Raw genomic sequence first — 17798 nt, forward strand, 5'->3', positions numbered from 1 at the left:
GCCGACGGTCTCGAGAGGACTCCAGGCGGTCATGGCTCCAGCGTGCGCTCGGAGCGGCGCGCGGGCAAGGGGCGGGGGCGTTCCGGCGGGGACGGACGGAGCGGGCTCGCACCGCGGACCGCCTCGGACGAGCTCCGCGATCCGCAGCACCCGGTCGGCCGACGTCCGGGCGGACGGGTCGTGTGCTGGGACCCGCGCGGACCTCCGCGGTCGGCGGGACGTCATGTCCTGTTCGCCTGCCGCCCCTTGCCCGCGCGCCGCTCCGAGCGCACGCTGGAGCCATGACCGCCTGGAGTCCTCTCGAGACCGTCGGCGCCGTGGTGCTCGCCCTCGCGCTGATCGGGCTCGCCGCCGCGGCCGTGGCGGTCGGAGCGGGCGACGAGATCGCGTTCATCGGCGTGCTGGTCGCCTTCGCAGTCGCGGTCACCGGGCTCGGCCTCCACATCGCCGGCCGCGAGGCGCGGTACCGCCGCGACAACCGGTGACTCCGTCGCGCTACCGCCGCGACGACGGCTGAGGAGGCGCGCTCCCGCCGCGACGACAGCCGGCCGGTCAGTGCCCGAGCTCCACCAGCAGCACGCCGGCGATGATCAGGCCGATCCCGCCGAGCATCGTCCAGGTCAGCGGGTCCTGGAACAGCCAGCGGCCGAGCACTGCCGTCAGCGCGACTCCGACCGCCGCCCAGATCCCGTAGGCCACCCCGATCGGCATGCCCTGCGCGAGCGCCCCGGCCAGCAGCGTGAACGCGACGACGTAGCCGACTCCGACCACGACGTACCAGCGCTTCCGGCCGTCCGTCGCGGGCTTGAGGCTCATCGTCGCGGCGACCTCGGTGAGGATCGCGCCCGAGAGCAGCAGCCAGGCCATCAGCGCACCGCCCGGCGCGCGGCCTGCGCTCGCTGCGAGCCGATCTCGACCAGCAGCACGCCCGCGATGATCAGCACCAGCCCGATCGTCATCACGCCCGTCAGCGGCTGCCCGAAGAGCACGGCCGCGAGGACCGCCGTCAGCGCGACTCCGCATGCGCCCCACACGCCGTAGGCGACTCCGATCGGCATGCCGGCTTTGAGCACCCGGCTGAGGAGGACGAACGCCGCCAGGTAGCCCGCCACCACGAGGGCGTACCAGCCCGGCGACTCGATGGCGGCCTGGAGGGCGAGCGACGCCGTCACCTCGGTGAGGATCGCGCCGGTGAGGAGCACCCAGCTCATCGCGTGCCGTCGGATCGCGTCATCCGGCCAGCGTAGGGCGGGCGCGGAGGCGTGCGACCGCGGAACGAGGGCTCAGCGCGCGGGGAGGGTGGGAACGATCGTTCTCCGGGCAGTGGCGCGCTCACCGCGCGAAGTGCTCGCGCACCTCCGCCTGCCAGCGCTCGCGGTCCTCCTCCGTGATGAACGCCGCGTCGAAGGAGTTGAGCGCCAGCTGCTCGAGCTGCGCGTCGTCCATCCCCAGCTCCTCGACCAGGGCGCGGTAGTTCTCATCCACGTAGCCGCCGAAGTAGGGCGGATCGTCGCTCGAGACCGTCACGACGAGTCCCTCGCGGAGCATCGCGGGCAGCGGGTGGTCGGCCATCGTGTCCACCGCGCGCAGGGCGACGTTCGACAGCGGGCACACCGTCACCGGGATGCGGCGCTCGCGGAGCATCGCGACGACCTCCGGGTCCTCCATCGCGCGGATCCCGTGGTCGATCCGCTCGACCTTCAGCAGCTCGACGGTGGCCGCGACCGTCTCGGGCCCGGCCTCCTCGCCGGCGTGCGCGACCAGGCGCAGTCCGTCCGCCGCGGCGCGCGCGTAGACGTCGACGAACAGCTCCGGGCCGAAGCCCACCTCGTTCGAGTCGAGCCCGACGCCGATGATGTGCTCGCGCCAGGGGAGGATCGCCGTCAGCATCTCGTCGGCCGCGTCGGCGCCCAGGTCGCGGAGGAAGCACATGATCAGGTCCGTCGAGACCCCGTGGGTCTCCTCGCTCCGACCGAGCGCACGGGTGATCCCGCTCATCACGGTGTCGAGCGCGACGCCGTTGCCGAGGTGCGTCTGCGGGTCGAAGAAGATCTCGGCGCGGCGGACGTTCGCCTTCTGCGCCCGGTCGAGGTAGCCGGTCGCGAGCTCGAAGAAGTCCCGCTCCGTCTTCAGCACGGTGAGGTTCGAGTAGTGCAGCTCCAGGAACGACGCGAGGTCGGTGAAGGAGTACCGCGCGCGGAGGGCGTCGAGATCCTCGGTGGGCAGGGCGACCCCGTTGCGGCGCGCCATCTCGACGATGTGCTCGGGCTCGATCGTGCCCTCGAGGTGGATGTGCAGCTCGGCGCTGGGCGGGGCGGGGAAGGCGGGGCGGGGCATGCGGATCCTCCAGGGAGCGGCCGGGGCGGCGGGGTCGCTCCCGACCGTAGGCCTCCGCTGTTTCGCGCGCGTTTCCGGCGGGAGGCGCGATCCGGATCCGGAGCGGCCCCGCCCCCGGGTGCTAGAGCTCGCCCTGCTGCGAGGTGCCGGCCGGGATCGGGACGAGCCGCGTCACGACGGGAGGATGGGCGACGAGTCCGCGGATCGCCGCGTTGAGGCGGACGACCGGCTCGCCGGCGCCGTGCGCGTCGAGCAGGTCGCCGCTCGTCCACTTCTCCAGCATGACGATGGTGCCGTCGGGCGAGTCGTGGATCGCGTAGAGCTCGCAGCCCTCCTCCTCGTGCACCTCCGCGATGGCGGTGGAGAGGGCAGCGACGAGCGCGTCGCGCTGCCCCTCGGCGGGAGTGAAGATCGCGGTGACGACGACGGGATCGGACATGGCGTGCCTTTCGGAGGGGGAGAGGATCAGCGCCGCGGGGGTGCGGCGCAGCTGGAGCGGATGACGAGGTCGGCCTGCACCTCGATGTGCTGCGGGGCCTCGGGGAGGCGGCCCTGCATGCGGGCGAGGACGAGCTCGACGCTGTGACGGGCGAGCATGTCGATCGGCTGGCGGACGACGCTGAGCGGCGGGGTGACCAGCTCGCTCCACGGGTTGTCGTCGAACACGACGACCGAGAGGGCCTCCGGGATCCGGATCCCGAGCTGGAAGAGCCGGTGCACGGCGCTGCGCACCGGCGCGCCGCTGCCCGCGGTCTGAGGAGGCCGCGGCTGCCGCGGCACCTCCGGCCGTCGGAGCAGCCGCAGGCCGGTCGCGAGCTGCCAGGCCGTGACGGCGTAGACGGAGGCGCGCTCCCAGACGCCGTCGGGCAGCAGGTCGACGCTGGGCACGCGGGTGTCGACCTGCAGCATCAGCAGCGCGAGCAGGCCGGCCGCACCGAGCACGATCCCGACCGTCTCGAGCGCCCACGGGGCGCGGCCGCGCCGGGCCGCGGCACCGGCGACGATCGAGGCCGCGTTGCCGCCGACGATCGCCATCGCGGCGCCGACCACGTGCAGGCCGCCGATCCCGTTCTGCGCACTGGCGCTGCTCCCGTGCACGAGGCCCACCACGGCGATGCCCACGGCGTAGACCACGGCGAGGGAGAGGAACAGCCCCCGCGATCCGCCCCGCGCCGCCCGCACGGTCGTGACGGCGGCGGCGAGGTAGAGCGCCCCCTGCAGGAGGAATCCGGCGTTCATCACCGCGTGCAGCGGCGAGTCGATCGCGCGCCCCTGGAACACGCCCACCTCGGGCACGCCGAGATCGCTGATGTAGTTCCGTGCGTAGCTGTAGCCCGGGAACGCGGACGCGGTGACCGCCTCCGCTCCGACGTAGGCGAGCGCGCTCACCACCCACAGCACTCCGGCCCCACGAGTTCCCATGCGCCCATCATCCCCGGGCCCGGCCCCGCCGGTCGTCGTCGGCGGACGGCTCCCCGGCTAGGCTCGCCGGATGCTGCAGGTGCGGGGTGAGTCCGGGCAGGCCGTGCTCCTCCTGCCGGGCGGGGGCGAGGCCGTCGACGGGTTCTTCCCCGGGCTGGTCGAGGGCCTGATCGTCGATCCGGGCTGCCGGCTGGTCCTCTACGACAGACCGGGCACAGCGGGGTCGGAGGTCGCCGGCGGACTGACCGACGCCGCCGACGCCGTCCACGCCGTGCTGGCCGGCCTCGGGACAGGTCCCGTCGTCGTGATCGGCCAGAGCCTCGGCGGTGCCGTCGCGATGCTGCTCGCTCGCGATCATCCCGAGGACGTCGCGGGACTGGTGCTCCTCGACCCGACGCCCGTCAACGACACGGCACTGGCGCGTCAGGTGGAGCGGACGGCCCGGGCGACGGCGGCGCTCTCGAGACTGCCGGGGCTCGGCCGAGCGCTGTCCGCGCTGCTGCGCACGAGCGCCGCCCGGTCGGCGAGGCGCCACGCGATGAGCCCGGCCGCGCGCGCGGCCGCTCTCGCGATGGCGGACGTCGACCTGCCGGGGCTCGCCTCCGCCGCCGCCGGTCTGGAGCAGGTGGCGCGGGGCTTCGACGAGTCTCAGCTGCCCGCGGTCCCCGCGGCCGTGGTGACCGCGGACCGCAGGCCCGGGTCCTCCCTGCATCGCGCGCATCGGCGCGTCGCCGCCGCCCTGGACGCGCCGCTGCTGTCCTGGCCCGGAGCGGTGCACGAGGTGCACCTGAGCCACGAGCGCGAGGTGCTCGAGGTCGCCCGCACCATCGTGCGGGCCGTCGCCTCCGACTAGGTCCGGAGCCGCTGCGCCGCCGCTCCGGTCACAGGCTGAACCCGCCGTCGGTCGTGAGCACCTGCCCGACGACCCAGCTGCCCGCCGACGTGGCCAGCCATGCGATCAGCTCCCCGGGCAGGTGCGGGGCCACCCGGTACGAGGACGCCGCTCCGGCTCCGCTGCGCGAGGGAGGCCGGCGCGGACTACTCCTCGTCCGCCCGGTAGACCTTCCGGAACGCGTCCTTGCGGGCGATCCTCCCGCCGCGGAACTCGTAGATGTCGCAGCCCCGCGTGACCTGGGGTCGGCCGTCGGGGCCGGTCCCGGTGAAGGACCAGGTGGCCGCGCCGCGCGTCCCGGCGATGAGGGGAGCCCCCTCCTCGTGCCGCTCCTGTCCGGTGTCGAAGGCGAGCATGAGCGCGAATCCCTCGCGGACCTGTTCCTTCCCCGTCCAGGTGCGGCCGGGCTCGGGGCCGACGGACGCACCGTACACGCAGTCGTCGGTCATGTGACTCATCAGCGCTTCGAGGTCGTGGCGGGTCCAGGCGTCGCTGAACGCGGCCAGCACCTCGGGCGTCATCTCGCTCGTGCTGGTCTCGGTCGAAGAGGAGTCGTCCATGTGCGGGCCTCGGTCCTTCTGATCGGTGGACCGTCGTCGGTCGCTCTGCGACCGTGGCAGGTGAGCGGCCGCAGTGGCAACGCCCTCTAGCGGTCATGTCCGGAAGCGGACGGCCGGCGGATCAGCGGTCCGTCGACCCGCCGACCAGCGGGTGAGCGCGACGGCGGGGGGCGGTGCACTGCGGGCGGCGGGAGCGGCCGCCGAGGCGACCCGCTCCACCGGGCACTGCCCCGTCTCGATGCTGAGCCCCTTCGTGAAGGCCGTGCCGAAGTCGGACGCGGGCCGGCCCTCCTCCGCCTCCTCGGTCGCGGCTCCGGGGTCGCCCGCGGCGGCCGGATGCTAGGCGCTCGCCGCCTCCTCCGCCACCTCCTCCCCGCCGACCGGCGCCGACGCGCAGGATGAGGAGCACCGGTCGCGGCGGGCACCGACTCCGCACCCGACCGGCACCGAGACCGCCACGAGCCCGCGCCGGCGGGAGGACAGCGAGAGCACCATGGGATTCTGGGGACCGACCGACGAGACCCGCGGCACGCGCCCGGTCGACGAGCCGCTCGGCGAGCTGGAGCTCGTGCACGCCTTCACCAGCGGGCCGATGCCCACCGGCGTCAGCGTCTCGCACACCGGGCGGATCTTCGTGAACTTCCCCAAGTGGGGGGACGAGGTCCCGGCCACGGTCGTGGAGCTAGTCGACGGAGCGGCGGTGCCCTACCCGGACGAGGCCTGGAACACGCCGTCGGGAATCGACGACGCCGGCGCCCTCGTCTCGGTGCAGAGCATCGTCGTCGATCCGGCCGACCGGCTCTGGATCCTCGACACCGGCAGCCCGATGTTCGAGCCGACGAAGAAGGGCGGCCCCAAGCTCGTCCGCGTCGACCTGGCGACCGACACCGTCGAGCAGGTGATCCTCCTCGAGCCGGACGTCGCCCTGCCGACCACCTACCTCAACGACGTGCGCTTCGATCTGCGGCGCGGCATCGCCTACATCACCGACTCGGCCGACTCCGGCCCGAACGGGATCATCGTCGTCGACCTCGGGACGGGGACCGCCTGGCGCCGCCTGCACGACCACCCGAGCACGAAGGCGCTCACTCCTCCGGAGCTCGTGCCGATGGCCGAGGGCCGCGTGCTGATGAAGCGCCCGGCCGACGGCGACCCTCAGCCGGTGACGATGGGCGCCGACGGCATCGCGATCTCGGCCGACGGCGAGCGCCTCTGGTACTGCCCGCTCGCCTCCCGCCGCTGGTTCAGCGTGGCGACGGCGGCCCTGGTCGACCGGTCGGTGCCGGACGAGGACGTCGCGGCGACCGTCGTCGACGAGGGCGACAAGGGCGGGGGAGCGGACGGCCTCGAGACGGATGCGCTGGGCCGCTTCTACGCCACGAGCTACGAGAACAACGCGATCGTCCGCCGTCGCACCGACGGCACGATGGAGACGATCGTGCACGACGAGCGGCTGCTCTGGCCGGACACGATGTCGATCGCGACGGACGAGCACCTGTACGTCACCGCGAACCAGCTGCACCGCCAGGCCGACTACCAGGGCGGCACGGATCTGCGGACGTACCCGTACTCGCTGTTCCGGGTGCGGATCGGCGAGGGGCCGGTCCTCCTCCGCTGAAGGCCCCCGTCTGGTCGCCTGCGCCGAGATCCGCAGCGCGGATCAGCGCCAGTGGGCGAGCTCCGTGCGGAGGGTCCCGCGGGCGCGGGCGAGCAGTCCGCGGACGGTCGAGGTCGTGAGCCCCAGCTCGTGCGCGATCGCGTCGTAGCTGCACTGCTCCAGCTGGCGCAGCTCCCAGCAGCGGCGCTGGGCCGGGGGCATCGCGGCGAGCACCCGGTTGGCGTCGGCGGCGAGCGATCCGCAGTGCGCGGCGTGCTCCGGGTCGTCGGCAGCGGAGGCGGGGAACTCGTCGTCCAGCTCGGCTCGCAGCCGCGAGACGCTGGAGCGGAGCCGGTCGACGCTGCGGCGGCGGGCGGTCGTGACGAGCCAGCCGGCGATGGTCTCGCCGTCGATCACGCTGTCCACGTGGGTCCACGCCGCGAGGAACGTCTCCTGCACCACGTCGTCGACGTCGGCGCTGCTGCGGAGGGTGCGGGCGGCCGTCGCGCGGAGCAGCCCGGTGTAGCGGCGGACGATGGTGGCGAACGCGCGGTCGTCGCCCTCCGCGGCGCGGATGACGAGCATCCGGTCCGAGTCGGGTTCGAGCAGTGCGAGCGGCGGCGCGGCGAGGGTCGAGGGGTGGGCCCTCGGGAGGCGTGCGGGGGTGGTGGCGGTGAGCATGCGGACTCCGGTCGACTTGATGTGTACGCATGATTCGGAGGCGCGCTCCCGCCCGGTTTCCCGGGGCGGGACCCCAGTGGGAGGGGCAGGTCTGTCCGGTTTCCGGGGACGTCAGCGCCGCCGCGACCACCAGCGGCGGGACCGCTCCGGCTCGGCGGCCGCCCGGGCCTCGGCCTCGGCGGCGCGATCGGCGCGCCGCTGCGACCAGGCGGCGACCTCCTCGTCGACGTCCCGGAGCGGGGTGACGACGGGCGGCCCACCCAGCAGCTGGCGGCGCGCCTCGATCACCCGCGTGTTGAAGTCGGCGAGCTCGGCGCGCACCTCCTCCTCGCGGTGCAAGCGGTCGAGGCGCTCGTCGAGCGCGCGGTCCTCGGCGCGGAGGAGGAAGGCGGCCGGGCCGATCCCGGTGAGGTTCTCGCGCTCGATCTTGCGGCGGATCCACCAGTCCGGGTCGTGGGCCGCGCCCAGGTCCGGAAGCGGCTTCCCCGATCCCGGCAGGTCGTCGAAGTCGCCGCGGCGGATCGCGAGCTGGATCGCCGTCTCGACGAACGCGGCCCGCTCGAGCGGATCCTCCGGCAGGGCGGGCTGCTCCGCCTCCTCCTCGCCCGCGGCGCCGGCCCGGTACCGGGCGGCGCGCTCCCTCGCATCCGACATCCCTCCACGCTAGATCGGGCTCCTCGCCCCGGGCAACCACCCCTCCCGCCGTCTCCGTGGTCGGCGGGCGCCGCGGGTCGACATCGCCGGACCGGCGTGCGTAGTATCGATACTCGATAACATCGACGATCGATAAGGAGCATGCCATGACGAGTGTCATCCCCAGCGGACCGGTCCGGGAGCGTCCGCGCGTGTTCCGGGTGGCCAGGGCGGTCCTGCTCATCGTCGCGGTCTTCTCCGTGCTCACCGCGCTCCTGCAGACCTGGACCGTCACCACCGGGCGCACCCTGCTGGTCTTCGGGGGAGCGGACGGCCGCCTCCCGCTCCGGAGCCTCCCGCAGCTGCTGCAGGCCGAGCCGCGCGAGGGCACCGCGCCCACGCTCGCCGACGCCGCCCTCTCCCTCCGCCTGCTCGGTGCGCTGCCGAGCCTCCTCCAGGCGGTCACGATCGTCCTCGCCACGGTCTTCCTCCTGCGGGTCCTCCGCGGCATCGCGGCCGGACGCCCGTTCGACCCCTTCGTCCTCGCGAACTGGCGCCGTCTGAGCCTCGCCCTGCTGATCGGAGGAGTGGCGCAGGGCCTCGCCGACACCGCGGCCGGCCTGTACCTCAGCTCCGGCATCGGCCTGCTCTTCGCCGCCGGCCGGGTGACCGACGAGCAGCGCGACGCCTTCCTCGGCGGCGACTACCAGGCCATCGGGACGAACCTGCCGCAGTGGCCCGTCCCCGTCCTGCTCGCCGGAGTGGTGGCCCTCGCCCTGACGGCGGCGTTCCGCGCCGGCGCGAAGCTCGAACGGGACGTCGACGGCGTTGTCTGAGCCCGCCGACGACGAGAGGCACCGGATCGACTGCCACCTCGGAGCAGTGCTGGCCGACCGCGGCGTGACCCTCACCGCCCTCTCTGCCCGCACCGGCATCACGATGGCGAACCTCTCCATCCTCAAGAACAACCGCGCCCGCGCGATCCGCTTCACGACGCTGACGCTCATCTGCGACGCGCTCGACTGCACCCCGCAGGAGCTGTTCTCGATCCGGGCCGTCGACGAGCGGGGGTAGCGGCGGGCGGATCGGCCAGGGGATCTCTGCGGGGCCGATGGTGTGGACGCCGTCCGATCCGACCGTCGATCGAGCAGGCCTCAGTCGCGCTCCACGTCCGCCCCTCCTGGGATCGGCCGGAGCTCCCCGGAGCTCGCTCTCGTCCAGACCCATGGATGAGCCTCACCAGCGCGGTCGGCGGCCTCGGCCATCGACCGTCCACAGGGGAGCGAGCTCGTCAGCGGGACCGTCGAATGCGCCTCCGGTGGATGCCGGCGGCTGCTCGCGGTCGTCCCTCCCGACGCGAATCACTCCCGAGCAGTTGTCGAGCGAGCTCGAAAGGACCCCGCAGACACGCATCGCGGGAACCCTCCGGGACCCTCGCTCCATCTCGGTGGCTTCCACCGTCGAGGGGCCCCTCCTGAAGATCCGGGCCGACTACTGGTCCCAGGAGTACATCCCCTGGGGACGTATGCGAAGCGTCCTCGTGGGTGCTTCCGCGAACCGGTCCCGTCGCGCTGTGCGGCGGTCAGCAGTCGAGGACTCGACGAATGACGAAGGCGAACGCCGTCGTCCCCGAGCAGAGTGGGACCCTCGACTTCTCGGAGGTAGGAAATGCCCGAAACCCACTCCGTGCCATCGACCGCGAGCACGGTCCGCTCGGGTTACCTCGACCCGACCGCGCCGCCGGTCGCATCCATCGACTCCGGCGATCGGGTGTCCTTCCCCGCGACCTGGACGCACTGGGGCAACGAAGCGGTCTTCGGGATGACGTTCGCCGAACGGGAGCCGCTTCGCCACAAGTACCCGCAGGGCCCGTACTCGATGCTCGGACCTGTCGAGGTCACCGGTGCCGCCCCTGGCGATGTCATCGAGTGCACCATCGAGACGCTGCGCACACTCGACTGGGGGTGGAACAGCTTCCCTCTCGGAGTCGGCGCGCTGCCTCACGACTTCTCTGAGCCGTACCTGCACTACTTCCGCTTCGACGACGACCGCCGGCGCGCGGAATTCGTCCCCGGTGTGGAGTTCGACCTCGATCCGTTCATCGGGGTCATCGGCACCGAGCCGGCGGTCGAGGAACCCACCAGCGCCATCCTCTCGGGCCCCTACGGCGGCAACCTCGTCGTCAACGCGCTGACAGTCGGCAGCTCGGTCTTCCTCCCGGTGTTCACTCCCGGTGGTCGGGTCTGGTTCGGCGACATCCACGCCGTTCAGGGCGACGGAGTCGTCGACCAGACGGCCATCGAGACGGCCGCCGAGGAACTCGTCATCCGCTACGACCTCCACAGGGCAGTGCCGCTGGCCGGACCACTGGTCGAGACGACGACGGAGTGGATCGGCTTCGGGTTCAGCGACAACCTCGACGACGCCCTGGTGGAATGCCTCCGCGGTCTCATCACCTGGCTGCACGCGGCGTCGGGCCTCAGCGAGAGCGAGGCCTACGCGCTGTGCAGCCTCGCCGTGAGCTTCCGGGTGGCGCAGTACGCCGACCAGACCGGCTCGGCCTACTCGTCCGTCCCCGCGAAGGCTGTTCAGGGCCGAGTCCCGAAGCGGGTCTTCTCGCCCGACAGAGTCGCGCAGATCAGCGGATGGCTGCGCCCCGGCGGGCCCTCAGCGTGACCGACCTGTCCGACGACGACCGGCGGCAGCTCGCTGCGGTCGTCCGCCGAGCCGATGAGCTCGCGACGGCTCGCGACGTCGACGGCTACCTGGCGCTGACCACCGAGGACATGGTCCTCGACGGAGCTCAGGGAGAGGCGTCCGGCCACGACGCGGTCCGGGCGGCCGTCACGAGGATCTGGGCGGCCGAACCGTCCGGGACTCTGCACCTGACGAGCGGCATCACGGTGACGCCGGACGACGTCGAGGGCGCGTCCGCGCACTCGACCCTCTCTCTCGCCCGCGGCACTCCGGCGCACCCGGAGGTGTGGGCGGTGGCCTCCATCACGCAACTGCTGCGCCCCACCAGTCAGGGATGGCTGATCGCCCGGCGCACGGTCGGCGAGGGACCCGCCGGCGCGGGCCAGTAGGGTCAGCGCCTTCTCCTCCAGGACCCGTCGCGACCCGCCGTGTCACGGACCGCGACGGTCCGGTCGACGGCGCGTCGTCAGGCGGTCCTCGCATCGCCGAGAAGAGGCTGCCGAAGGGATCCAGCGACCGGCAGAGCTGCTCCCCGAGGACGTCCTGTCTGCTGCGGGAGTGCCGACGGCTCGGTTCTCCGTCGACTCCCGCCCGACCGGGTCGAACCCGCTCGCCGTCATCACTGAGACCCTGCTCGAGCCGGTCGGCGTGCTCGTGCGCGCCGCGCTGCGGCCGCTTCCCGCCCGCTCAGTCCAGCGGGTAGCCCGGCAGCCCGTCGATGCTGACCGCGTTCCGCGTGGCGCGGTACTCGGCCATGCCGTCGGGGCCCTTCTTCTCGGCCTGGAGGAGGAGCAGGTCGCGCTCGCCGACCGGCTCCATCACCGGCACGCCCCAGCCGCACGCGTCGCTGATGCGGGTGAGCTCGACGGTGACGACCGCGCGGGTGCTCGGGTGATCGGGGTGCTGCTCCGCGACCTCGGCGAACGCCTCCGAACCGGGCAGGTGCACGGAGCCGGTGCCGTGCAGGCGGACGACGCGCGGACGCGGTCCGAACGACGCGAACATCAGGCACACGCGCCCGTTCTCGCGCAGGTGCGCGATCGTCTCGACTCCGCTGCCCGTGTAGTCGACCCAGCCGACTCGCCGCGGGCCCAGGATCGAGAACGAGTCGTGGCCGCGCGGCGACATGTTGACGTGCCCGTCCGCGGCGAGGGGCGCGGTGGCGACGAACCACATCGGCTGCTCGTGGATCCAGGAGGCGAGGCTCTCGTCGATCTCGTCGTAGACGTGCGCCACGGGGTCAGGCCCCGGCCGCGCGGCGGACCAGCTCGGTGACGGCGGCGCGCGTCTCGGCGTCGGCGGAGACGAGCGCGTAGGCGGTCGGCCAGATCGTGCCGTCGTCGAGCTGGGCGCCGTCCTGGAAGCCGAGGGTCGAGTAGCGCGTGCCGAACTTCGCGCCGGGCTGGAAGAAGACGATCGCCTTGCCGTCCGAGCGCGCGTAGGCGGGGAAGCCGTACCAGGTCTTCGGGAGGAGATCGGGGGCGGTCTCGCCGACGACCTCGTGGAGCATCTGGGCGATCGGCCGCTCCTCGTCGGTCATCGCGGCGATCGCGGCCTCCGCGTCCCTGCGGTCGGCGTCGGCCTTGTCGGCGCTCTTCTGCCGCTTCGCCTCCGCCCGCAGCTCGGCCGCACGCTGCTTCATCGCCGCGCGCTCGTCCTTCGAGAAACCGTCTTCGGAGGCCATGTCCGCCCGTCCCGTCCGTCTGCGGCTCCCGGTCCGGGAGCGTCCCCGCACATCGTGACAGCGCCGCACTCGCCGCACAACAGCGGGAGCGAGCGCGACCGCGCGCCCCGGAAGCCCAGCCTCCGCGGTTAGCGTGGGCGGATGCGCCTCCTCCTGATCCGCCACGGCCAGACCCCCTCCAACGTCGCCGGGCTCCTCGACACCCGCATCCCCGGACCCGGGCTCACCGACCTCGGCCGCACCCAGGCCGCGGCGCTGCCCGGTCGGCTCGCCGGCGAGGGGATCGGCGCGCTGCTCGTCTCGACGATGGTCCGCACCCACGAGACGGCCGCCCCTCTCGCCGCGGCGCTCGGGCTCGAGCCGATCGAGCGCGACGGCATCCGCGAGGTCGCGGCCGCGGGGCTCGAGATGCGCGGCGACGACGCGGCGGTCGAGGAGTACATGGGCACGGTCTTCCGCTGGGCCGGCGGCGAGACGTCGATCCGGCTGGCGGGCGGCGAGACGGGCGACGAGTTCGCGGCGCGCTACGACGCGGTGGTGGCGGAGGCGGAGGCGCTCGGGCACGAGGTCGTCGCGCTGGTCAGTCACGGCGCGGCCATCCGCTGCTGGGCGGGTCTGCGCTCCCTCGACCTCGATGCGCGCTTCATCGCCGACCACCTGCTCGACAACACCGGCGTCGTCGTCCTCGAGGGCTCGGGCGACGCGTGGACGCTCGTGTCCTGGCAGGGCGAGCCCGTCAGCGGAGTCGGCGCGGCGGCCCCCTCGGGCCCGGCGGGCGAGACCACCGTCTGAGCGACAGGGCCTCCTCGCCGGTCGAGCAGCCGCGCGGCGGCGGATGGAGACCGGCCGGAACGAGCGCCGCCGACCGCGCCATCACGGTAACGATCGCGCAACACTCCGGAAACCAGCTCCGACCAGCACATTCGCTCGCGCCGATCGGTTCATCACCACCCCTGGACCGGCCCCTGCAATTGTCCGACGTTTGCCCCTCGGCGGCTCCGCGGCTACCGTGGTCGGCGGTCCTCACGGGCCCCGATGAACCGGTCCGCGCTCGCACGGCGTCCCCCAGGACGCGCCGCGATCGTACGGTCAACGGGAGTGGAGGCGGCCCCGAGGCCGCCTCGGACGCTCTCGCCTCCACCCCCTGCCGCGCTGAGCGGCGGGACGCACGCGGAGGCTCGACGCACGGCTGTCCCACGCTCCCGACCCGGCACCACGAGATGAGCGCAGGGCGTCGTCCCTGCGCGCCGACGGAGTGTACGTGCACCAGAACCAGCAGATCATCAGCGAGCCCCGGAGCGAGGCGGGCGCCGATCCCGCGACCCCCGCTCTCGAGGCCCGCCACCTCTTCAAGGTGTTCGGCCGGAAGCCCGACGAGGTCGTCCGCCGACTGGGCGAGGGCGCCGACCGCGGCGAGCTCGCCGGACTCGGCACGGCCGCGGTGATCGACGCGTCCTTCACCGTGCGCCGCGGCGAGATCTTCGTCGTGATGGGCCTCTCCGGCTCCGGGAAGTCCACCCTCATCCGCATGCTGAACGGGCTCCAGGAGCCCTCCGCGGGCGAGGTCCTGATCGAGGGCTCCACCATCACCGGCGTCTCCGAGGCGGAGCTGCGCCGCGTGCGCCGCTCGTCGGTGTCGATGGTGTTCCAGCACTTCGCGCTCCTCCCGCACCGCACCGTGCTCGACAACGTCGCGTACCCGCTCGAGATCCAGGGCGTCCCCGCGGCCGAGCGCCGCGAGCGGGCGATGCTCGCGGTCGAGCGCGCCGGTCTCGCCGGCTGGCACGAGAAGATGCCCGACGAGCTCTCCGGCGGCATGCGCCAGCGCGTCGGCCTCGCCCGGGCGCTCGCCGCCGACACCGACATCGTGCTGATGGACGAGGCGTTCTCGGCGCTCGACCCGCTGATCCGCCGCGAGATGCAGGAGCAGCTGATCGAGCTGCAGCACGAGCTCGGCAAGACCATCGTCTTCATCACGCACGACCTCAACGAGGCCATGTTCCTCGGCGACCGCATCGCGGTGATGCGCGACGGCCGCATCGTCCAGATCGGCACCCCGGAGGAGATCCTCACCGACCCGGCGAACGACTACGTCGCCCAGTTCGTGCAGGACGTCGACCGCGCCCGCGTGCTCACCGCCTCCGCCGTGATGGAGCCCGCCCGCTCCGTGGTCACCCTCGCGGCCGGTCCCCGCGCCGCGCTGAGGAGCATGCGCGACCTGCAGACCTCGGCCGCGTTCGTGGTCGGCGGCGGACGACGCCTGCTGGGCACGGTCCGCGACCGCGACGTGATCGAGCAGGTGCGCCGGAGCACCGGCGACCTCTCGGCGGTCCTCACCTCCGACGTCGTCACCGTCGGTCCGGACACCGCCCTCAGCGAGGTCATCGAGCCCGCCGTCGAGTCGGCGCTGCCGGTCGCCGTGGTCGACGCCGACGGGCGTCTGCTCGGAGCGATCCCGCGGGTGACCCTGCTCGCGGCGCTCGGCAACGTGCCCGCCCGCACCGGCGAGCACCCGGTGATCGAGCCGCCCGCCACCGTCTCGACCGAGGTCGTCACCGCGACCCTGCACGCGACCGGAGGCCCCGTCGACGACGCCGTCCTCGCGGCGGACGGAGGTGCACGATGACCGATCTCGGATTCCGCCTCCCGCTCGGCGCCCTCGCCGAGGGTGCCGTCGACGTCCTCACGCAGACCTTCCAGCCGGTCTTCGACCTGCTGCGCACCGTCTTCGGCGCCCTCTACTCCGGCGTCGACCTCGTCCTCGCGACACCGCCCTTCTGGGTGATCGTCGCCTTCCTCGCCGTACTGGCCTACGCCGTCCGCGGCTGGGTCTTCGCGGCCGGCACCGCCGTGGGGCTCCTGCTGATCGTGGGGGTCGACCAGTGGGAGAACGCGATGGACTCCCTCGCGCTGGTGCTCGTCGCCTCCGTGATCGCCATCGCGCTGAGCGTGCCGCTGGGCGTGCTCGCCGCGCGCAACCGCACGGCCTCCGCGGTCATCCGGCCCGTGCTCGACCTGATGCAGACGATGCCGGCCTTCGTCTACCTGATCCCCGCGCTGATCCTGTTCCGGGTCGGAGTGGTGCCCGGCATCGTCGCGACCATCGTGTTCGCGATGGCGCCGGGCGTCCGGCTCACCGAGCTGGGCATCCGCGGCGTCGACCCGGAGCTCGTCGAGGCGGGGGAGTCGTTCGGCTCCTCGAAGTGGCGGATCCTCCGCCAGATCCAGCTGCCGCTGGCGCTGCCCTCGATCCTGGCGGGCCTCAACCAGGTCATCATGCTCTCGCTCTCGATGGTCGTCATCGCGGGCATGGTCGGCGCCGGAGGGCTGGGCGGCGACGTCGTCGCGAGCCTCAACCGGATCGATGTCGCGCTCGGCTTCGAGGCGGGCATCTCCGTCGTGATCCTCGCGGTCGTCCTCGACCGGATGACCGGCGCGCTGGGCTCGCCCTCGCCGGCGAGGGTCGCCCGGGCGAAGAACCGCCGCGCCGTCGTGGCGACCCGCTCGGCCGTCGGCGTCGTCTCGATCGGCCTGGTCGCGTCCCTCGGGGCCGCGACCCTCGCCGCTCCCGCCACCGCCGCCTCCGTCGACAACGGCGACCGCACCGACGTGACCGTCGCTGTGTTCCAGGGCTAGGACGAGGGGATCGCCGTCTCCGCTCTGTGGGAGGCGGTGCTCGAGGAGCAGGGCTACGACGTGACCCTGCAGAACGCCGACGTCGCCCCCGGCTTCCAGGGCCTCTCGACGGGCGACTACGACCTCGCCCTCGACACCTGGCTGCCGCTCACCCACGCCCGGTACGTCGAGCAGTACGGCGACTCGATCGTCGACCTGGGCGCGTGGAACGACGAGGCGAAGCTGACCATCGCGGTCAACGAGGACGCCCCGATCGACTCCCTCGAGGAGCTCGCCGCCGACCCGGGCGTCGTCGGCAACCGCCTGATCGGCATCGAGCCCGGCTCCGGTCTCAACAAGACGACGACCGAGGACGTCATCCCCGGCTACGGCCTGGAGGGGATGGACTACCTCACCTCCTCGACGCCGGCCATGCTCCAGGAGCTCTCGAGCGCGACCGCCGCGGGCGAGAACATCGCCGTCACGCTCTGGCGCCCGCACTGGGCCTACGACGCCTTCCCGGTCAGGGACCTCGAGGACCCGAAGGGCCTGCTCGGGCAGGCGGAGGGGATCCACTCCTTCGGCTCGGCCGCGTTCGACGCGGACTACCCGACGATGAGCCGCTGGATCCGCGACTTCCGGATGGACTCGAAGACGCTCTACTCGCTCGAGAACGCGCTGTTCAACGACGGGGCCGACGACCGCTCCGCCGCCCTCGCCGCGTGGATGGACGAGAACCGGGAGTACGTCGACACGCTGATCACCTGATCCGCCACCACGACGAAGGCCGAGAGGCCGGGCGGCCCCGGACCAGGGCTGTCCCGGCCTCTCGGCCTTCGTCGCGCAGGGGTCAGGTGGCGCTGACCCGGCGTCCCGCGGTGGCGCGGACGAGGAGGGTGACCACCAGCACCACGGCGGCGGCGACCAGCGCGGCGATCCCGGCGGGGACCGAGACGAGCTCGCCGGCGAAGCGGCCGACGGCGACCCAGGAGAGTCCCCAGACGAGCGAGAGCATCGGGGCGATGCGGCCGCGGCCGGTGACCGCGATCAGGAGTCCGACGAGCGCGGCGACGGCGAGGACGACGACCGCCCAGACCGCGGCGCCCGGACCGTCCGCGCTGCCGACTCCCGCGCCGACGAGCCCGGCGGTGACGTTCGCGGCCGTGGCCACGCACACCCAGCCGAGGTAGAGCCCGAAGGTGCCGTCCGTCACGATCGCGTCGACCACTCCGGCCGACCGGGTGGTCCGCAGGATCACGAAGATGCGCGCGAGCACGGCGAGCAGCAGGGCGATCACGACGACGCTGAGCGTCAGGAAGCCGGCCTGGACGACCAGGATCCACGCGGCGTTCAGGAGGAGGCTGGCGGCGGCCCAGTAGCCCAGCCGGCGGTGGCGGGTGCGGGCGGTCTGCGAGGGCAGGAACTGCCAGATCGCGTAGGCGATGAGGCCGGTGTAGATGACGCTCCAGATCGCGAAGGCGGGGCCGTCGGGAGCGATGGGGGTCGAGGACGCGGTCAGGGCGCCGCCGGCCGCGTTCTGGATCTGCGTGCCGCCCGCGGCGCCCGAGCCGATGAACGAGCCGATGAGGGCGAGCACCGCGCTCACGGCGACGACGACCTGGCGGATCCGGTCGGCGCGGTCGGGGGTTCGTGTGGCGGTCATGTCGCTCCTCCATTAGT

The 17798-nt window shown here is 73.1% G+C and carries 23 protein-coding genes; 12 read left to right on the forward strand and 11 right to left on the reverse strand.

What is annotated here, in order from left to right; all coding sequences use genetic code 11:
- Window positions 1-281: 281 nt before the first annotated feature.
- Window positions 282-485, forward strand: coding sequence for a hypothetical protein (locus tag C5C95_RS14350; protein ID WP_104248362.1), 204 nt, complete (start codon window positions 282-284; stop codon window positions 483-485).
- A 67-nt stretch (window positions 486-552) separates the two neighbouring features.
- Here the strand turns inward: C5C95_RS14350 and C5C95_RS14355 are convergent, their stop codons facing one another.
- The 5 genes from C5C95_RS14355 to C5C95_RS14375 all read right to left on the reverse strand — a co-directional run bounded on the left by C5C95_RS14355 (window position 553) and on the right by C5C95_RS14375 (window position 3759).
- On the reverse strand, window positions 553-867 hold the full coding sequence (locus C5C95_RS14355) for a multidrug efflux SMR transporter (protein ID WP_104224891.1): 315 nt from the start codon (window positions 865-867) through the stop codon (window positions 553-555).
- Window positions 867-1211: a multidrug efflux SMR transporter gene (locus C5C95_RS14360; protein ID WP_104273489.1), complete on the reverse strand. Its 345-nt coding sequence runs from the start codon at window positions 1209-1211 to the stop codon at window positions 867-869. The genes C5C95_RS14355 and C5C95_RS14360 overlap by 1 nt, the downstream gene beginning before the upstream one ends.
- Before the next feature lie 121 nt (window positions 1212-1332).
- Window positions 1333-2337 carry an adenosine deaminase gene (locus C5C95_RS14365; protein WP_104288790.1) on the reverse strand — a complete coding sequence of 335 codons (1005 nt, stop codon included), beginning with the start codon at window positions 2335-2337 and terminating at the stop codon, window positions 1333-1335.
- A gap of 121 nt (window positions 2338-2458) precedes the next feature.
- Window positions 2459-2776, reverse strand: a complete 318-nt coding sequence (locus tag C5C95_RS14370) for a putative quinol monooxygenase (protein WP_104224889.1) — start codon at window positions 2774-2776, stop codon at window positions 2459-2461.
- A 26-nt stretch (window positions 2777-2802) separates the two neighbouring features.
- Entirely contained in the window at window positions 2803-3759 is a 957-nt protein-coding gene (locus tag C5C95_RS14375; protein ID WP_258072675.1) for a DUF998 domain-containing protein, read from the reverse strand.
- Window positions 3760-3829: 70 nt separating this feature from the next.
- Between C5C95_RS14375 and C5C95_RS14380 the strand changes: the two genes are divergently transcribed.
- A complete protein-coding gene (locus C5C95_RS14380) occupies window positions 3830-4612 on the forward strand; it encodes an alpha/beta fold hydrolase (protein ID WP_104324708.1) in 783 nt (260 codons plus the stop codon).
- Between the two features lie 185 nt (window positions 4613-4797).
- Here C5C95_RS14380 and C5C95_RS14385 read toward each other — a convergent pair whose 3' ends face one another.
- Window positions 4798-5211, reverse strand: a complete 414-nt coding sequence (locus C5C95_RS14385; RefSeq protein ID WP_208543359.1) for a nuclear transport factor 2 family protein — start codon at window positions 5209-5211, stop codon at window positions 4798-4800.
- Between the two features lie 151 nt (window positions 5212-5362).
- Here C5C95_RS14385 and C5C95_RS17165 point away from each other — a divergent pair, with 151 nt between their 5' ends.
- Both C5C95_RS17165 and C5C95_RS14390 read left to right on the forward strand, forming a co-directional pair.
- The gene (locus tag C5C95_RS17165; RefSeq protein ID WP_146083080.1) at window positions 5363-5554 is read left to right on the forward strand and encodes a hypothetical protein; all 192 of its coding nucleotides are present in this window, start codon (window positions 5363-5365) and stop codon (window positions 5552-5554) included.
- Window positions 5555-5704: 150 nt separating this feature from the next.
- Complete coding sequence (locus C5C95_RS14390; RefSeq protein WP_104324709.1) at window positions 5705-6829, forward strand: L-dopachrome tautomerase-related protein; 1125 nt, start codon at window positions 5705-5707, stop codon at window positions 6827-6829.
- A gap of 42 nt (window positions 6830-6871) precedes the next feature.
- Here the strand turns inward: C5C95_RS14390 and C5C95_RS14395 are convergent, their stop codons facing one another.
- Together C5C95_RS14395 and C5C95_RS14400 are read right to left on the reverse strand one after the other, a co-directional pair.
- Entirely contained in the window at window positions 6872-7489 is a 618-nt protein-coding gene (locus tag C5C95_RS14395; protein ID WP_104324710.1) for an RNA polymerase sigma factor, read from the reverse strand.
- A 111-nt stretch (window positions 7490-7600) separates the two neighbouring features.
- Complete coding sequence (locus tag C5C95_RS14400) at window positions 7601-8143, reverse strand: DUF1992 domain-containing protein (RefSeq protein WP_104234561.1); 543 nt, start codon at window positions 8141-8143, stop codon at window positions 7601-7603.
- A gap of 146 nt (window positions 8144-8289) precedes the next feature.
- Here C5C95_RS14400 and C5C95_RS14405 point away from each other — a divergent pair, with 146 nt between their 5' ends.
- The 4 genes from C5C95_RS14405 to C5C95_RS14420 all read left to right on the forward strand — a co-directional run bounded on the left by C5C95_RS14405 (window position 8290) and on the right by C5C95_RS14420 (window position 11208).
- The gene (locus tag C5C95_RS14405) at window positions 8290-8958 is read left to right on the forward strand and encodes a hypothetical protein (protein ID WP_104227364.1); all 669 of its coding nucleotides are present in this window, start codon (window positions 8290-8292) and stop codon (window positions 8956-8958) included.
- Window positions 8951-9196: a helix-turn-helix transcriptional regulator gene (locus C5C95_RS14410; RefSeq protein ID WP_104324711.1), complete on the forward strand. Its 246-nt coding sequence runs from the start codon at window positions 8951-8953 to the stop codon at window positions 9194-9196. The genes C5C95_RS14405 and C5C95_RS14410 overlap by 8 nt, the downstream gene beginning before the upstream one ends.
- 594 nt (window positions 9197-9790) lie before the next feature.
- The gene (locus tag C5C95_RS14415) at window positions 9791-10798 is read left to right on the forward strand and encodes an acetamidase/formamidase family protein (protein WP_104324712.1); all 1008 of its coding nucleotides are present in this window, start codon (window positions 9791-9793) and stop codon (window positions 10796-10798) included.
- The gene (locus C5C95_RS14420) at window positions 10795-11208 is read left to right on the forward strand and encodes a nuclear transport factor 2 family protein (RefSeq protein WP_181125698.1); all 414 of its coding nucleotides are present in this window, start codon (window positions 10795-10797) and stop codon (window positions 11206-11208) included. The genes C5C95_RS14415 and C5C95_RS14420 overlap by 4 nt, the downstream gene beginning before the upstream one ends.
- A 298-nt stretch (window positions 11209-11506) precedes the next feature.
- Here C5C95_RS14420 and C5C95_RS14425 read toward each other — a convergent pair whose 3' ends face one another.
- Window positions 11507-12055 carry a pyridoxamine 5'-phosphate oxidase family protein gene (locus tag C5C95_RS14425; protein WP_104324714.1) on the reverse strand — a complete coding sequence of 183 codons (549 nt, stop codon included), beginning with the start codon at window positions 12053-12055 and terminating at the stop codon, window positions 11507-11509.
- Window positions 12056-12059: 4 nt separating this feature from the next.
- Complete coding sequence (locus tag C5C95_RS14430) at window positions 12060-12503, reverse strand: hypothetical protein (protein WP_104224881.1); 444 nt, start codon at window positions 12501-12503, stop codon at window positions 12060-12062.
- 141 nt (window positions 12504-12644) lie between these two features.
- Between C5C95_RS14430 and C5C95_RS14435 the strand changes: the two genes are divergently transcribed.
- From C5C95_RS14435 to C5C95_RS14450, 4 genes are all read left to right on the forward strand, one after another.
- The gene (locus C5C95_RS14435; protein WP_104224880.1) at window positions 12645-13295 is read left to right on the forward strand and encodes a histidine phosphatase family protein; all 651 of its coding nucleotides are present in this window, start codon (window positions 12645-12647) and stop codon (window positions 13293-13295) included.
- 469 nt (window positions 13296-13764) lie between these two features.
- A complete protein-coding gene (locus C5C95_RS14440) occupies window positions 13765-15129 on the forward strand; it encodes a glycine betaine/L-proline ABC transporter ATP-binding protein (RefSeq protein WP_374954317.1) in 1365 nt (454 codons plus the stop codon).
- Window positions 15126-16139: a proline/glycine betaine ABC transporter permease gene (locus tag C5C95_RS14445; RefSeq protein WP_104324715.1), complete on the forward strand. Its 1014-nt coding sequence runs from the start codon at window positions 15126-15128 to the stop codon at window positions 16137-16139. The genes C5C95_RS14440 and C5C95_RS14445 overlap by 4 nt, the downstream gene beginning before the upstream one ends.
- Window positions 16140-16148: 9 nt before the next feature.
- Entirely contained in the window at window positions 16149-16886 is a 738-nt protein-coding gene (locus C5C95_RS14450; protein WP_104324716.1) for a glycine betaine ABC transporter substrate-binding protein, read from the forward strand.
- An 82-nt stretch (window positions 16887-16968) separates the two neighbouring features.
- Here the strand turns inward: C5C95_RS14450 and C5C95_RS14455 are convergent, their stop codons facing one another.
- Window positions 16969-17781, reverse strand: coding sequence for a tryptophan-rich sensory protein (locus C5C95_RS14455; protein ID WP_104324717.1), 813 nt, complete (start codon window positions 17779-17781; stop codon window positions 16969-16971).
- Between the last annotated feature and the right edge of the window lie 17 nt (window positions 17782-17798).

The sequence above is a fragment of the Rathayibacter sp. AY1B7 genome (assembly GCF_002932735.1).
GTDB lineage: Bacteria > Actinomycetota > Actinomycetes > Actinomycetales > Microbacteriaceae > Rathayibacter.

What these genes read in the sequence shown, in the direction of transcription:
- C5C95_RS14435 (WP_104224880.1), top strand. Translation starts at nt 12,645, where the DNA reads ATGCGCCTCCTCCTGATCCGCCACGGCCAGACCCCCTCCAACGTCGCC.
- C5C95_RS14350 (WP_104248362.1), top strand. Translation starts at nt 282, where the DNA reads ATGACCGCCTGGAGTCCTCTCGAGACCGTCGGCGCCGTGGTGCTCGCC.
- C5C95_RS14430 (WP_104224881.1), bottom strand. Translation starts at nt 12,503, where the DNA reads ATGGCCTCCGAAGACGGTTTCTCGAAGGACGAGCGCGCGGCGATGAAG.
- C5C95_RS14385 (WP_208543359.1), bottom strand. Translation starts at nt 5,211, where the DNA reads ATGGACGACTCCTCTTCGACCGAGACCAGCACGAGCGAGATGACGCCC.
- C5C95_RS14400 (WP_104234561.1), bottom strand. Translation starts at nt 8,143, where the DNA reads ATGTCGGATGCGAGGGAGCGCGCCGCCCGGTACCGGGCCGGCGCCGCG.
- C5C95_RS14415 (WP_104324712.1), top strand. Translation starts at nt 9,791, where the DNA reads ATGCCCGAAACCCACTCCGTGCCATCGACCGCGAGCACGGTCCGCTCG.
- C5C95_RS14365 (WP_104288790.1), bottom strand. Translation starts at nt 2,337, where the DNA reads ATGCCCCGCCCCGCCTTCCCCGCCCCGCCCAGCGCCGAGCTGCACATC.
- C5C95_RS14370 (WP_104224889.1), bottom strand. Translation starts at nt 2,776, where the DNA reads ATGTCCGATCCCGTCGTCGTCACCGCGATCTTCACTCCCGCCGAGGGG.
- C5C95_RS14395 (WP_104324710.1), bottom strand. Translation starts at nt 7,489, where the DNA reads ATGCTCACCGCCACCACCCCCGCACGCCTCCCGAGGGCCCACCCCTCG.
- C5C95_RS14390 (WP_104324709.1), top strand. Translation starts at nt 5,705, where the DNA reads ATGGGATTCTGGGGACCGACCGACGAGACCCGCGGCACGCGCCCGGTC.
- C5C95_RS14380 (WP_104324708.1), top strand. Translation starts at nt 3,830, where the DNA reads ATGCTGCAGGTGCGGGGTGAGTCCGGGCAGGCCGTGCTCCTCCTGCCG.
- C5C95_RS14445 (WP_104324715.1), top strand. Translation starts at nt 15,126, where the DNA reads ATGACCGATCTCGGATTCCGCCTCCCGCTCGGCGCCCTCGCCGAGGGT.
- C5C95_RS14455 (WP_104324717.1), bottom strand. Translation starts at nt 17,781, where the DNA reads ATGACCGCCACACGAACCCCCGACCGCGCCGACCGGATCCGCCAGGTC.
- C5C95_RS14375 (WP_258072675.1), bottom strand. Translation starts at nt 3,759, where the DNA reads ATGGGAACTCGTGGGGCCGGAGTGCTGTGGGTGGTGAGCGCGCTCGCC.
- C5C95_RS14360 (WP_104273489.1), bottom strand. Translation starts at nt 1,211, where the DNA reads ATGAGCTGGGTGCTCCTCACCGGCGCGATCCTCACCGAGGTGACGGCG.
- C5C95_RS14355 (WP_104224891.1), bottom strand. Translation starts at nt 867, where the DNA reads ATGGCCTGGCTGCTGCTCTCGGGCGCGATCCTCACCGAGGTCGCCGCG.
- C5C95_RS14405 (WP_104227364.1), top strand. Translation starts at nt 8,290, where the DNA reads ATGACGAGTGTCATCCCCAGCGGACCGGTCCGGGAGCGTCCGCGCGTG.